Annotated in this window: 13 protein-coding genes and 1 other RNA gene; 12 read left to right on the top strand and 2 right to left on the bottom strand. The window is 45.9% G+C overall.

Annotated elements, in window-relative coordinates; translation table 11 throughout:
- Nucleotides 1-9 precede the first annotated feature (9 nt).
- The 7 genes from J2T20_RS04660 to rnpB all read left to right on the top strand — a co-directional run bounded on the left by J2T20_RS04660 (nt 10) and on the right by rnpB (nt 6,807).
- Nucleotides 10-489 (top strand): YaiI/YqxD family protein, encoded by a 480-nt coding sequence (locus tag J2T20_RS04660; protein ID WP_307586046.1) that lies wholly within the window; start codon nt 10-12, stop codon nt 487-489.
- A 39-nt stretch (nt 490-528) separates the two neighbouring features.
- On the top strand, nt 529-2,349 hold the full coding sequence (dnaG, locus tag J2T20_RS04655) for a DNA primase (RefSeq protein WP_307586044.1): 1,821 nt from the start codon (nt 529-531) through the stop codon (nt 2,347-2,349).
- 40 nt (nt 2,350-2,389) lie between these two features.
- Entirely contained in the window at nt 2,390-3,523 is a 1,134-nt protein-coding gene (gene rpoD, locus J2T20_RS04650) for an RNA polymerase sigma factor RpoD (protein ID WP_307586042.1), read from the top strand.
- Nucleotides 3,524-3,593: 70 nt separating this feature from the next.
- Nucleotides 3,594-4,442 (top strand): hypothetical protein, encoded by an 849-nt coding sequence (locus tag J2T20_RS04645; protein ID WP_307586040.1) that lies wholly within the window; start codon nt 3,594-3,596, stop codon nt 4,440-4,442.
- Nucleotides 4,439-5,218, top strand: a complete 780-nt coding sequence (locus tag J2T20_RS04640) for a tRNA (adenine(22)-N(1))-methyltransferase (protein ID WP_307586038.1) — start codon at nt 4,439-4,441, stop codon at nt 5,216-5,218. The genes J2T20_RS04645 and J2T20_RS04640 overlap by 4 nt, the downstream gene beginning before the upstream one ends.
- The gene (locus J2T20_RS04635) at nt 5,194-6,309 is read left to right on the top strand and encodes a Nif3-like dinuclear metal center hexameric protein (RefSeq protein ID WP_307586036.1); all 1,116 of its coding nucleotides are present in this window, start codon (nt 5,194-5,196) and stop codon (nt 6,307-6,309) included. Before J2T20_RS04640 ends, J2T20_RS04635 begins: the two co-directional genes overlap by 25 nt.
- A 79-nt stretch (nt 6,310-6,388) precedes the next feature.
- Nucleotides 6,389-6,807, top strand: an RNA gene (gene rnpB / locus J2T20_RS04630) — RNase P RNA component class A.
- 186 nt (nt 6,808-6,993) lie between these two features.
- On the opposite strand, the gene J2T20_RS04625 is transcribed toward rnpB, so the two are convergent.
- The gene (locus tag J2T20_RS04625; RefSeq protein ID WP_307586034.1) at nt 6,994-8,214 is read right to left on the bottom strand and encodes an aminotransferase-like domain-containing protein; all 1,221 of its coding nucleotides are present in this window, start codon (nt 8,212-8,214) and stop codon (nt 6,994-6,996) included.
- A gap of 90 nt (nt 8,215-8,304) precedes the next feature.
- On the opposite strand from J2T20_RS04625, the gene pdxR reads away from it, so the two are divergent.
- Nucleotides 8,305-9,744: a MocR-like pyridoxine biosynthesis transcription factor PdxR gene (gene pdxR, locus J2T20_RS04620; RefSeq protein WP_307586032.1), complete on the top strand. Its 1,440-nt coding sequence runs from the start codon at nt 8,305-8,307 to the stop codon at nt 9,742-9,744.
- Here the strand turns inward: pdxR and J2T20_RS04615 are convergent.
- Entirely contained in the window at nt 9,741-11,627 is a 1,887-nt protein-coding gene (locus J2T20_RS04615) for a S8 family peptidase (RefSeq protein WP_307586030.1), read from the bottom strand. The two genes, pdxR and J2T20_RS04615, sit on opposite strands and share 4 nt — an antisense overlap.
- 165 nt (nt 11,628-11,792) lie before the next feature.
- Here J2T20_RS04615 and J2T20_RS04610 point away from each other — a divergent pair, with 165 nt between their 5' ends.
- From J2T20_RS04610 to J2T20_RS04595, 4 genes are all read left to right on the top strand, one after another.
- Nucleotides 11,793-12,290: a YpuI family protein gene (locus J2T20_RS04610; protein WP_307586028.1), complete on the top strand. Its 498-nt coding sequence runs from the start codon at nt 11,793-11,795 to the stop codon at nt 12,288-12,290.
- 180 nt (nt 12,291-12,470) lie between these two features.
- Nucleotides 12,471-12,698 (top strand): DUF1540 domain-containing protein, encoded by a 228-nt coding sequence (locus J2T20_RS04605; RefSeq protein WP_307586027.1) that lies wholly within the window; start codon nt 12,471-12,473, stop codon nt 12,696-12,698.
- Between the two features lie 10 nt (nt 12,699-12,708).
- A complete protein-coding gene (locus J2T20_RS04600; protein WP_307586026.1) occupies nt 12,709-13,101 on the top strand; it encodes a hypothetical protein in 393 nt (130 codons plus the stop codon).
- A gap of 589 nt (nt 13,102-13,690) precedes the next feature.
- The gene (locus tag J2T20_RS04595) at nt 13,691-14,440 is read left to right on the top strand and encodes a lytic transglycosylase domain-containing protein (RefSeq protein WP_307586025.1); all 750 of its coding nucleotides are present in this window, start codon (nt 13,691-13,693) and stop codon (nt 14,438-14,440) included.
- Nucleotides 14,441-14,466 lie beyond the last annotated feature (26 nt).

Here is a 14,466-nt window from a genome sequence, read left to right as displayed (position 1 = left end):
AAATTGGTGATGTTCATGGAAGGAACTCCGGGAAGAACCATAGTGGTTGATGGGGATGCCTGTCCGGTTAAAAAGGAGATTGCTGCCGCTGCCCGTATGTTTAACATTCCGGTGATAATGGTTTCTTCTTTTAATCATGTGTTAAAAGCTGAGGATGGTGTTACTGTAGTGCAGGTGGACAGCAGCGACCAAAGTGCTGATCTGTATATCGCGAATCATATTACTCCGGGCGATATTGTCTTGACCCAGGATTATGGATTGGCGGCGCTGGCACTGGGTAAACGGTGTAACGTTCTCTCTTTTCGGGGGCAATCGTATCAGGATACTACTATGGATTTCATGCTGGAAGGCAGGCATGCCAGAGCAGTTGAGCGAAGACGCGGTCACTATTCCAAAGGCCCAAAAGCGATAACTGCGGAGGAAAAGATTTTTTTTCAACATAAACTGACAAAACTTTTAACGGTTTTGCAGGAGAATGTCCAGCGATAGCGAATTATATTTATTTGTTAAGAGATGAAGGTGGTTAGGGTGGCTAGCGGACACGGTAATATTCCGGAAGAGGTCATCGAAAGCGTGCTGGCGCGGCATGATATTGCCGAAACCGTAGGCAGGGTTGTCCATTTAACCAAGCGGGGGAAATATTTATGGGGCCTCTGCCCGTTCCATTCGGAAAAAACCCCTTCCTTCACAGTTACTCCAGACCGGGGAGTGTTTCATTGTTTTAGCTGCGGTATGGGTGGAAATGCCATCAAGTTCAGGATGGAAATCGAAGGACTATCCTTCCCCGAAGCAGTTAAAATAATGGCCGAGGAAAGTGACATTCCGATCCCCGAGGGAAAAGGAGGCGTGCTGTCTGCATCCGATCCGGAACGAGACCGATTAATTCAAGCTTATGAATGGTCTGCAAAGTTCTATCATTATCTGCTGAAAAATACGGAACACGGCACAGCCGCAATGGAATATTTAAGATCCCGGAATTTCAGCGATAAAATGATTGACCAATTTCAGATCGGGTATGCTCCGGACCGCTGGGATACACTGCTTCAATTTTTGGAGAAAAGAAATTTTGATCTCGCTGAGATGGAGAAAGGCGGCCTGTTATCTGCCAGAGGTGAAGGGAAAGGTTATATTGACCGTTTCCGTGGCAGGGTTATCTTCCCGATCAGTAATCGTACAGGCAAGGTAATTGCATTTGCTGGAAGGGTTCTTGGAGAGGGTCAGCCGAAATATTTAAATTCTCCAGAGAGCAAACTATTTAACAAAAGCCGGATATTGTATAACTTGCACCAATCCAAAGCATCCATTCGCAAAACGCGGCAAATCGTACTATTTGAAGGATACGGGGATGTCATATCGGCTTGGGATGCAGGTGTGCATAACGGAGTAGCAACAATGGGGACATCGCTTACAGAGAACCATATGGCGCTTATGAAGAGCATGGCTGATGAGATTGTACTGTCCTATGACGGTGATCGGGCAGGACAAGCCGCAGCTATGAAGGCTATTCCACTGCTTGAAGGAAACGGCCTTCGGGTCAAGATCGCTTTATTGCCAAGCGGGATGGACCCCGATGAATTCGTATCCCGTTACGGCGGGGACAGGTTCAGAGAACAGGTAATCGAATCTGCAGTTTCCACCGTAAAATTTAAGCTTATATATCTGAAAAAAAACCATATACTCCTAGAGGAAGATGGCAAAATCGCTTATGCAAAAGAAGCGATTGAGATCATTGCCATGCTTCATTCTTCCACGGAGAGAGAGGTTTATCTAAGGGAAATTGCCTCTGAGCTCGACCTGTCTTATGACAGTTTGAAGCAAGATTGTAACTTACTCAGAGCCTCTATGCAAAAAAACCTTCCCGAAGGGGATAATAACGACAAAAGGTGGAATAATGGTAGGCATAAAAAAGGGCAGGTTCAGACTCCAACTTTACTGCCTGCTTATCATGTTGCGGAACGGCGTTTACTGTCTTTTATGTTGCAGGATCCAGAGGCTGCAAGCTATGTAGGTGAACGTCTGGGAGAAGCTTTCAACATCGATGATCATGCGGCAATTGCCGCTTATCTATACGCCTTTTACGCGCAAGGCAAACCACCGGATATAAGCCGGTTTCTATCATCACTTCAAGATGACCGTCTGGAGAAGACTGCAACCTCAATATCTATGATGGACACACCACCGGATTGGAATGTACAGGTTCTGGACGACTGTATCCGCGAAGTGCAGAGATTTCCTCTGCAACGCAGGATGGAGCAGAAGCGGGAAGAGATGATCGGGGCGGAAAAAAACGGAGATTTTTTGCGTGCGGCACAAATAGCAAGTGAGATTATAGCCCTAGAGAGACAATGAAATGCCCACAGGATGTACCTAGGGAGGAGGGAGTCGAATTATGGCGAACGATCAGCATACTGAACTGGAAGCCGAATCTACATTGGACCAGGTCAAAGATCAACTTATTGAGCAAGGTAAGAAAAGATCATCATTGAATTACAAAGATATTATGGAGAAATTGTCGCCGTTTGATCAAGACCCTGAACAAATGGAGGAATTCTACGAGCAGCTGAGTGACCTCGGCATTGAAGTCGTGAATGAGAACGATGAGGAAGTATCGACTCTTCGGCCAAGCGAGGACAATGAGAACAACGAGAACGAAGAATTTAGCTTTGACGATGATTTGTCATTGCCTCCGGGAATCAAAATTAACGACCCCGTCCGTATGTATCTGAAGGAAATCGGTCGTGTACCGCTATTATCGGCTGATGATGAAGTTGAGCTTGCTATGCGTATCAAGAATGGTGACGAGGAAGCAAAACGTCGTCTTGCAGAAGCAAACCTACGTCTCGTGGTGAGTATCGCCAAACGTTATGTTGGGCGTGGCATGTTGTTCCTGGATCTTATTCAGGAAGGTAACATGGGTCTAATTAAGGCCGTGGAGAAATTTGACCACAACAAGGGCTTTAAATTCAGTACCTATGCAACCTGGTGGATTCGTCAAGCGATTACCCGTGCCATTGCGGACCAAGCGCGGACCATTCGGATCCCAGTGCACATGGTTGAGACCATTAACAAGTTGATTCGTGTATCCCGTCAACTTCTGCAGGAGCTCGGACGTGAACCTTCACCAGAAGAGATTGCGGCTGAGATGGAATTGACAGTAGAGAAAGTCAGAGAGATCATGAAAATTGCCCAAGAGCCAGTATCACTGGAAACACCAATTGGTGAAGAGGATGATTCTCATCTGGGCGACTTCATAGAAGATCAGGAAGCATTGGCTCCGGCGGATGCCGCTGCTTATGAATTGCTGAAGGAACAGCTGGAGGACGTGCTGGACACGCTCACGGAGCGGGAAGAGAATGTGCTTCGCCTGCGTTTTGGACTTGATGATGGACGAACAAGAACTCTCGAAGAAGTCGGCAAAGTGTTCGGCGTAACCCGGGAACGTATTCGTCAGATTGAAGCCAAAGCACTGCGGAAGCTCCGTCACCCAAGCCGTAGTAAACGACTTAAGGATTTCCTCGAATAGTTTTTATCTATTGGACCTTCTGCTGCACAGTGGCAGGAGGTCCTTTTAGTTTTAAATTAGGATAGTAAATGTGTCTGGAAAGAGGGATGAACCGTTGAATTTGGAGAAACGTGACATCATTTTAAAAGAAATTCAGTACTGGAGGAAGAACAGGTTGCTATCCGAGCAATACTGCGATTTCTTAACTAATCTGTACGATGATGAAGCTACCGTTAAGAACGGTAATCCGGTTTCGCTACATAATCTTCAACAGGGAAGCATTAAAATTTGGCTGTTTGGTTTTGGAATTATTTCCTTCATTTTCTTAATTAGTCTTTATTTTAGCGTTTTTCCATGGAGTTTGCAACTGGCTACAGCCTTGTCTTTGCTGCTCGTCTGTTATGGATACTCAGGGGTTTTGAAAGATCGTCAAAGGGTAATAAGCCTTATGTTGGCTGGAATTGGCAGCGTGCTGACGCTTGGTTTCGGAATGTGGATGATTGCGCTTCATGATCTCGATCCTGAAGTTTGGCGGCCTATTCTAATTGGTTCTTGTGGGATACTATGGTGTATTCTGGGGTTTATACTACGTATCGGCCTACTGCAATATTGCGGCTTTGTGTTCTGGGCGTTGCTGTATGCTGGGTTTTTCGGAGGGATTCGTCCAGAGGCGTCAGTATTGGAGCTTGAAATGTTATGGCTTCCGCTTTGTATACTGATGATATGGCTAAGCTGGCTTCTGCATCACCGGATTAAAGGTGTTTCAGGGGTTTATTTCGCAGTTGGAGCAACGATTTGGTTATTACCTGAACTGGACAGTCTTCTGCTTAGACACGGCTATCCTCATTGGGTTTCGTATATACTATTATTAAAAATCGCCATTGGTTTGGCGCTGTTATTCATATTTAGAAAAAAATGGATTGCGTGGGTGGCTTCATGAACAATATTAAATTATCGAATAGACTCCATCTTTTATTGGACAAAATCCCAACAGGAAGCAAATTCGCAGATATAGGCTCTGATCATGCCTTATTGCCGATAGCAGCAATCGAAAGCGGGAAAGCTGTGTTTGCGATTGCCGGTGAGGTGAACCCTGGACCTTTTGACGCGGCCTGTAAGGCTGTTGCAGCAGCTGGACAAGGAAAGGTAATATCCGTAAGACGCGGGGACGGTCTAGAAGTGCTGAAGCCCGGTGAGGTGGATTGTATAACCATAGCAGGAATGGGGGGCTCTTTAATTGCCTCTATTTTGAATCGCGGGCAGGCCAACGGAAAGCTTCAGGGTGTCTCGGTCCTGGCCTTGCAGCCCAATGTTGCTGAGGATATTCTGCGGCGCTGGCTGGTTGATAACGGTTGGGTGCTCATTGCCGAGAATATTTTAGAAGAAGACGGTAAGATTTATGAAGTGCTGACAGCGGTGCCTGAGGTTAAGGGGTCTGAACTGTCGAATGAGAATCTTTACAAAGAGTTGCTATTGGATGGTGGCAAGGTGAAGTGCGGAGGGGAGATGCTGGTACAGATGGGTCCTTGGCTGCTTAGGTCTCCTAATGCTGCATTCCATAGTAAATGGAGAGGTGAGATCTCGAAGCTGGAGACTATTTTAGCCTCACTTTCCCGCTCGGAGTTAGAATCTGCCGAACAAAAACGGATCACCATCCAAGCCCGGATTCAGGAAATCACGGAGGTGCTTCAATGCTTGCCAAAGGACAAACCGTAGTTCAATATATGGAGCAGCTGGCTCCAAAACATTTAGCTTATGATTGGGATAAAATTGGACTGCAGCTTGGCACGTTGCAAAAGGAAATTTCGAATGTGCTGGTTGCTCTTGATGTCAATGATGAAGTGGTCGAAGAGGCGATTTCGCTGGATTGCAATCTGATCATTGCTCATCATGCTATTATTTTCCGGCCGTTGGAGGGCATTCAAACGGATACACCTGCGGGCAAACTTTACGAAAAACTGATTAAGAACGATATCGCCGTTTATATTAGTCATACTAACCTGGATGTTACTGAAGGCGGTATGAATGACTGGATGGCTGAGGCTCTGGGAATAGAGAACGGTACTCCGATCAAGGATGCTCATACGGAACAGCTATCGAAATTGGTTGTATTCGTACCGAAGGATCATCATCAAAAGGTGCTTGATGCTGTACTGAACGCCGGAGCAGGCAGGATCGGCAATTACAGCCATTGCAGCTTCAACATTGAGGGGTACGGTACTTTTATTCCGCAAGAGGGTACTAATCCTTATATTGGGCAGCAAGGGAAAATGGAGCGGGCTGACGAGATTCGGATTGAAACCATCGTTCCGCTGACTATTCGTAACAAAGTTGTGCAGGCTATGCTTAAAGCACATCCCTATGAAGAGGTAGCGTATGACCTCTATTCAATGGATCTTAAAGGCCGTAGCCTCGGCCTGGGCCGGGTGGGGAAACTGAAAGATCCCGTAACCCTCCGGGAGTTTGTCGACAGGGTTAAAACGGGACTGAATGTTGATAAGCTTCGCGTGGTTGGAGACTTAGATCGCCCTATTCGCAAAGCCGCAGTAATAGGTGGGTCAGGTGCAAAATATTTTAAGAATGCGATTTTTCGCGGTGCTGATGTGCTTGTTACCGGAGATATAGATTATCATACTGCTCAAGATGCTTTTCTGGCCGGTATTACACTTATTGATCCGGGGCATAACGCCGAGAAAATTATGAAGGAAAAAGTAAGAGAGTGGATGGCGGGTAAACTTGTCGAAGATAAATACGAAACTTCTGTTTATGCTTCGCAGGTAAATACGGAACCTTTTCAGTTTTTATAAAGGGATGGAGCGGCGGATTTCCAACCATTTACACTTGTTTCGGTAGCAGTATGTCTGTATAATATACAATGTTGATCGGAAAGTTTGACAGACAATCGCCGGTGGCGTGAGAACGCCACGGGAGGAAAGTCCGGGCTCCAAAAGGCAGGGTGCTGGATAACATCCAGTCGGCGCGAGCCGAAGGAAAGTGCCACAGAAATGGACCGCCGATGGCCGCTCTTTAGGGAGCGGCACAGGTAAGGATGGAACCGAGGTGTAAGAGACCCCGAGGAACGCTGGTGACTTCGTTCCTGGTAAACCCCATCTGGAGCAAGACCTAATGAGACGCCGCTGATCCTTCACCGGAAGAGGCAGCCTTCGCCTGAGGCGCGTCTAGGTTGGTCGCTGGAGCTGTGCAGTAATGTACGGCCTAGATAGATGATTGTCGCTTATGGTGGGAGGGTAGTTCCCGTATGAACCACGACGAGCACAGAACCCGGCTTACGACAAACTTTCCTAACTGCAACATTATAATCTTACATTTTATAATTTAACGACGACGTCACTCGGTTATACCGGTGACGTCGTCTTTTTGTTCAAATATAAGAAAGTATAAGTTTTCAGTATACTTTGCTTATATTTCTACGAGAAACGGATACCTGAAAGCGATACGGAGTATCGCTTCTTCGGAAGCATAAGCTCCCATTAAGGACGGCAAAGCTGTTTCTTCTTGTTGAACTCCACTAAGGCACTATCCAGACGTTCTATCGCAAGAGGGATCAAATCTGGAGCTGTATGAGTGAAATTAAGGCGCATCGTATTTTTCTGGGGCAGGGACGAATAGAATACTTCTCCTGGAACAAAGGCGACTCCTTTGGGAATAGCCAACTTAAGCAGTTCGGTGGAGTTAACATGCTCAGCGAGCGTTAACCACAGAAACATTCCGCCCTTAGGTTCACGAAAGAAAGAGCCTTCCCAATTACGGGAAGTTATTTCCGAAGACAATTTATTCATTCTCGAATGATATTCCCGGGAAATTATAGAGATGTGCTGCGCTAAATCAAAATTTAAGAGCAGATTATCCAATGATCGTTGATCAATGGTGCTGGAGTGCAGATCAGCGGCTTGTTTCGCTTTAGCCAGAGTCTTAATCAACTCGCTTCCACCAACGATCCAGCCGGTTCGAAGGGCAGGTGCAACGATTTTTGAGAAAGTACCTGTGTAAGCTACACAATAATCTCCAGAGTAGCTCCGGTCTATGGCTGCAAGCGTGGATGGACAAACGTCTTTATCGGACTGAAAAGAGATTTCACCGTAAGGATTGTCTTCGAGAATAAGTACACCGTAATTCCTGCAAAGTTCAACTACTTTTATTCTCCGCTCTTGACTCCAGGTTGCCCCGGTAGGATTGCTGAAGGTAGGGACAACGTATAACAGCTTAGGGCGGTATCTGCGCAGCTTGTCTTCCAGATCATCGGGTAGTATCCCGTCTACGTCGCTTTCGAGTGTTTGAATGTCCGCACGGTAAGAGCCCAGTACTTGTAGAGCCGCAAGATAAGTTGGGGCTTCTACTAGTACGGTGTCTCCCGGGTCGAGTATGATTTTACATAGAAGATCTATAGCTTGCTGGGAACCTGTAGTTAACACTATCTCTGACGATGAAGTCGGGATGCCTTGTGAGGAGAGTCTTGCGGCAATTTTGTCTCGTAATGGAGCGTAGCCTTCTGTTAATCCGTACTGAAGTACGGAGGGATTAGAGGAAAGCACTTGGGAGTACGCCTCCTGAACTGCTTTCAGTGGGAAGTGATCCTCACTGGGAAGACCGCCAGCAAGTGAAATAATATTGTTGCCTTGAGTCAGCTTTAGAATATCGCGAACTGCTGAAGAGCCTAAATGCTTAGCTGCATTTGAATAATTGATGTTCATAAAATTTCACTCCACCTTTCGATTGATGGTATCATAGCGGCAGAGCGGTATAACAGTAAAGCACTCGATATAACAGTTAGGGGGATAACCTTGCATATTGAATTGAATCGAGATGGAAGAAAATCACTTCCTACACAGATCAGCGAAGCGTTAGGATCTCGGATATCTTCAGGTTTACTGGAACGTGGAGCTCGCTTACCTTCTGTGCGTCGGCTGGCTGTTGCGCTAAAGGTAAGTCAGGTCACGGTTAGTAAGGCCTATGCAGAGTTGGAAAGACAGGCACTAATTCACTGCGAGCATGGATTAGGCTGTTTTGTATCGGATGCGGAACAGAAAAAGGGCTATGTAGAAGCCTATTGGCCTCAGCAATATGATGATTATTTACCTAGGGCGCAGCTTTGGCGGAATTTTGATTACTCAGAGGTGAAATATCCTTTTCATCTGGCAGCTATTCATGCTGACTTGCTGCCATTGAAGCCCATCGGGGCTCAAATGGCTTCTTTGGTGTTGGAACAGCCGGAGTTAATGGCAACTTACGGGAATTTTCAAGGAGATCATGAATTGCGGGAAACCATGAAGGCTCATTTGCAGGAGCGTGGAATCGTACTGCCGAGCTCTAATCTAATGATAACAAGCGGGTCACAGCAAGGGATAGATCTAGTAGCCCGCACCTTTGTAGGCCCCGGTGATACGGTTTATATGGAGGCTCCTAGCTATACAGGTGCTATTGATGTCTTTGCCGGACGTGGAGCGGAGATGATATTTGTACCCATGGATAGTGAAGGGATGAGGGTCGATATTCTTACGAAGCTATGTGATCAAAGACCCCCGAAACTCATTTATACTTGCCCTACTTTTCAGAATCCAAGCGGTGTCACCATGAGCACAGCAAGAAGACAGCGGCTACTGGAATTGGCTCGCAGCTACCGCTGTCTAATTGTGGAGGATGACCCGTTCAGTGATCTCTACTTCCATATGCCTCCGCCGCCCCCCATTAAGTCAATGGATATCGAGGGGCATGTTGTATATATGAAAAGCTTCAGTAAAGTATTGGCTCCCGGCTGCAGAATTGCCTGCGTCGCTGCCGAAGGTAATATTCTTTCCCGCCTGATTGCTGCCAAATCTGCCAGTGACCTTGGCAGCCCCCTGCTTACACAACGGGCAGTGCTGCCCTTCATCGCCAAGAAATACAACGCTTATGCGGATCATCTGCGTGTTGCATTGCATAAGCGCATGGAGAAGGCTTCTAAGCTGCTGAAACAGTATGCACCATCCGAGGTCAGTTGGGTTCTTCCAGCGGGGGGACTGAGCCTTTGGCTGGAGCTGCCGCCGACTACTGATATTACGGAATTGCACGCTTTGGCCAAAAGGAAGAACATATCCTTTTTGCCAGGCGATGTATGTTACTCCGGGGAGATTAGGTCTAGGCATATCCGTCTATGTTACGCTCAATTGTCAGAGTCGGATATGGAGCAAGGTTTGAAATTGTTTTTTACCTTACTTTCCGAATATCTTAAAAAGATTAATTAAGGATTGTTTTTAATCCGCTGTATTAAATGATCGAACTGCTGTCGGACCCGCTGGGGCCACATCTGCAAAGGGACATCCCCGCCGCCGGCGGCTTGAAGGGTTTTGAAGATATCGATTTGACCCCAGCCGTAATACTTGTCCTGACCTGGAGTCCCGAGGTCAATGGCCTGATCTGTCATCAGCTTCATAACCTCAGTATTCGATAAGTCGGGGTTAAGAGAACGGACCAGACCGGCCAATGCGGCAACATGAGGACTCGCCATAGAGGTCCCGGATAACGCCGCATATTGGCTATCGGGGTACGTACTGGCGATACTTTCCCCGGGTGCTGTCAAGTCAATATAATCTCCGAAGTTTGAGAAGGATGCTTTTTCCGCAGAGGCATTGGTGGCAGCTACTGCTAGTACCTCTGGATATGCTGCCGGGTAACCGGGCCGCTCCGTATTGTCGTTTCCGGCGGCAGATACAATTACGATATCCCGGTCATATGCATATCTAATGGCATCATGCAGAAATTGGGAGTCGGCATAATTACCCAAACTTAGGTTGATCACCTTAGCGCCATTGTCAGCTGCCCAGATGATGCCTTCCGCTACGGAATAAGTGGTGCCCGCCCCAGAATTGTCGAGCGCTTTAACCGGAAGTATTTTGTTGTACCAGCTGATCCCCGCTACACCTTCGGAATTATTTACTAAGGCTCCTATGATGCCTGCTACATGAGTTCCATGCCCCACATCGTCATCAGGCGTTGATCCATTTGTGATTGCATTATAGCCTGCAAGCAGCTTTCCCTTCAGATCAGGGTGGTTGGCTTGGACTCCAGTATCTACCACAGCAACAATTACATCATTGCTTCCCTTGGATAACCGCCAGCCCAACTCTGTCTCAATTGCCGGAAGATTCCACTGATACGTGGAAAATAGTAAATCATTGGGCGGAAGATTCCCTTCTGTATTTTCGTTTACCTTATCATTGGTTAAATACATATAGTGAGGCTCTGAATACAGGGGGTGCCAATTATTGGTGAAATAAGGCTTAAGCTGGGTGTAATTCATGTCGGATGAACGGAAAATATAGGCATATCCTAGTTTGCGCGGCATTTTGCAATGAATATCCCTTGAAATGTCCTTTAACTGTGCTTCCGTCAGATGTCCATTGGGGAATCGGACAACAATTTCATTCTCATAATAATGACTTGCATTCTCATTATCATGCCCCGTCTTGACGGTCATATCACGCAGCGTATCCGCATGAACGGATTCAACATGATATCTACCTTCCTTCGGATAGGGGATCAAGCGTAGATTTTTCAGTTGGTGGTCGGTAACCCGCCCTAATACTTTCTGATTAATCAACGCAATCACACCGGTTGTCCCCTCCTGATCACGTTGGGCTATGAAATAATATTTCTCAGATCCGATAATTAAGGTAGGCGACTCATACGATTGATGTCCCTTGACAGCAGCTTTGGCACTCTTCATATGTTTTTGGAGCTGTTTCTGTTCCGTCTCACTTCCTTTGGGGAGAGAGGATTTGAAGATCATTGTCTTGTTGGTACGGAAATCGATCCACATCAGCATGGCAATATACCCGTGCTCCTGTTGTAGCTTTCGAGCATACACTGCTACATCTGATGTTGATGAATCATGATTCTTGGAGAGAAGGGTTCCTAAATGTCTGCTTACATCGACTTTGTTTAATCGATCGGTCATGTCCACATCCTGATTCAGTGCGTTTTTTTTCATAGTTTTTTCTACTTGGGGTTGAGGCTTGCCCGGGGCTTCCGCAATCTCATGAGTAGCAGGCCTCCAGGCGAAAATCAATATAGCAGCGGTAAATGCCGCAGTAACCAGGCCGGCAAGCATTATGTTTTTTCGAGACATATTTTCCGCTCCTTCATCACACTGTCTTATCTGTAGGTTGAGAAGGGAACGCTAATTTTATGCATTTTAGAAAAGGATACCGTCGTCCAGTTTTTTATGATAATATCAGAACATAAAAAACAACCACAACACAAAAGCAAGGAACAATAAGGGGGAGCAACCGCCATGACAGCAGCCAATGTGCATAAATTGAGTGAAACGACCAGAGAAAAGTTGAAATACGCTATTGAGAAAATGGAATTATTCCTGAATCAAAATGCGTTGCCGCAGTTAGATACAGATCAGGATGAGGAAATGGTCCATTTTTACCAAGGTTTCCTGTCTGACCTTCGACATTTGCTTGTTTTCTCTGAGATGTCTTATGAGAAATTGGGAGTTGCTCTGCGACGCGCCACATTCGATGAATCTTTTGCGCAAAAAGCGCTTTATAACGTTTACCATTATGGTGTTAATAACTTCTTCTACCCGAAGAATGAGAGCTATTCTGAAGATGGACGTTATGCTTATACAGGACAAGATGCCATTCGTTTCCGCAAAAAGCCGGTACGCCAGGCACGCGATATTATCATGGATATCACAAAAGTGTACGAGGAACTTCGTGATGATCTCACTTATTATGAAAGTGATTATTTGACCGAGCGCCGTATGCAGAATCAGGTGTAATCTAACCCATAAGAATGTAACCCAAAAACCTAAAAGGATTGGTTCCTTCATGAAAAATGAAGAGACCAATCCTTTTTTTTTAGTTACAAACCGGTGTCATGAACCGATGTCATGAACTGGAAGTTGCTCATCGGATAAAGCCGAATTACGGTGGGTATAATGAACCCGAGGTGATATTATATGTCGAATACTGCAAAAACACATGTTAACTGCAGTGTAAGCAATTGTAATTATTGGGGTTCAAGCAATATTTGCAAAGCGAACGAGATCATTATCGAGATCGACAAGCATGTAGGAAGCAGCTACAAGGAAGAATTTGCAGAAGAGATGACTCTAGGGAATAAGCACCATGATACGGCGGTAAGTTCTTCAGCTACCTGTTGTTTGACCTTTAAGCCAAAGTCTTAGGAGGCAGCCAATGGATACAGAGAATACTCAAGGTACAAATGAACCTTCGGAGCCGAAGAGAATCATTTTAAAGCCTCGAAGAGTGGATTATCCGCGTAGAGATCGTAAGCTTGATGAAGAGTATGCGGAGGAAATCAGCCCGCTTCCAAATCGGGTACCCAATATTGCCCGAGAAATCAGTGATCAAGCGCAAACCATGGTTAGCGGAAAAACAATGGGATATGTAGGGCTTGCCTTCGGAATTGCTTCCTTGTTCCTGTGGTCTGTTATTTTGGGTCCGATTGCTGCAGTAATTGGATATTTCGCCTATGGCCGCGGACAAAAGACAACCGGGGCTTGGGCGATGGGTTTAGGAATAGTTGCTGCACTCAGTTATTTTGTAATGCTTCCCTTTGCGCGTTAACAATCAAACAGGCTTCAAGACCTAAATATAAGGGTCTGAAGTCTGTTTTTTTGTGGGATGTTATAGTAATCATACGGAATAAAATGTAATATTAAGACACATTTAAATATAAATAAGCTTGTGCCAAATAGCAGCATCTAAAGTATATATATTTAGGTAGATCGGGTGAAGAACTCTATGCGGACACAGATGCCGTTATTTGTGAGTACTGGGCTATTTTCTAGCCGAATTCTTGTGAATAAGGCCTTCAGAGTCCGCATAGATAAGGAATTCAGGTAAATGGAGTAAATAGCGTCCGCTGGGTCCGCTAAGCTTACGCATTCATTTTGAGCAGATATCCACGCTTGTTCGTACATCAAGAGGGGAGTTAGTGGCTATTCATGCGGAGCAGAGATCTACGGCTGTTCATTAATCCAGAAAAAAATCGAACTTTATATTAGAGAAAAGGGAATTGAGTTTTGAAACTGTAGGAGCGATAGCGACCAGTAGGAAGTCCAAATCTTCACGGTAGTGACGCCTGAGCCTTAAGTTAATATCTTAAGTTCATTTTATATATATAAATTTACAAGGGAAGAAGGAATTAGTCAGCATGGATATGAATTCGGCTGTGGCCGGCGGGCTAGGTCAGTTAAAGTGGACCAACCTTAAGGGAGTTACGGGCAAAGGCGGAACCGTAAATTCCAAGGAAAGTTCAGGTGTGAATACTTCGCGATTTGCGGAAATGCTGCAGGAAATATCAGAACAATCCGTGGAAGACCAAGGACCCAATTCGGTTGGATTACCCCCAGGAGTCACTTATAAGGGCGGCCTGTTGTGGCAGCAGCTTCCGGCCAAGGGTGAAAGTATAAGCGATAACATTTCCGGGGAAATATCAGGAAGTGCCGAAATTTGGACAGAATCTTCTGGATCAGGGGAGACTAAGCCTACAGATTATGAAGACCTCATTCAAGCAGCGAGCAGCAAGTATGGTATACCGGTTGATTTGATTAAGGCTGTAATTGATACGGAATCATCCTTTAATCCTAATGTGGTGTCTTCCGCAGGAGCCAAAGGACTAATGCAGCTAATGGATGGAACCGCCAATGGGTTGGGAGTATCTGACCCGTTTGATCCTGCACAAAGCATTGACGGCGGAGTGCGTTATTTATCCTATCAGCTCAAACGCTTTGACGGGCAGGAGAAAATGGCGCTGGCGGCATATAATGCGGGCCCGGGGCGTGTATCTAGGCTCGGCGTAAGTAATGACGAAGAGCTGATGGCGCAGTTGAGCAGGCTTCCTAAAGAGACTCAGTCCTATATCTCCAAAATTGAACGCGCTCGTGATAAATACGCTGTATAATAAAAAGGATCAAACGGGATAAATAC

Source organism: Paenibacillus wynnii, assembly GCF_030812855.1.
Taxonomy (GTDB): Bacteria; Bacillota; Bacilli; order Paenibacillales; family Paenibacillaceae; genus Paenibacillus_AQ; species Paenibacillus_AQ wynnii_A.
The sequence above is the reverse complement of the archived record's forward strand: the minus strand, read 5'-3'. Positions and strand labels throughout refer to the sequence as shown.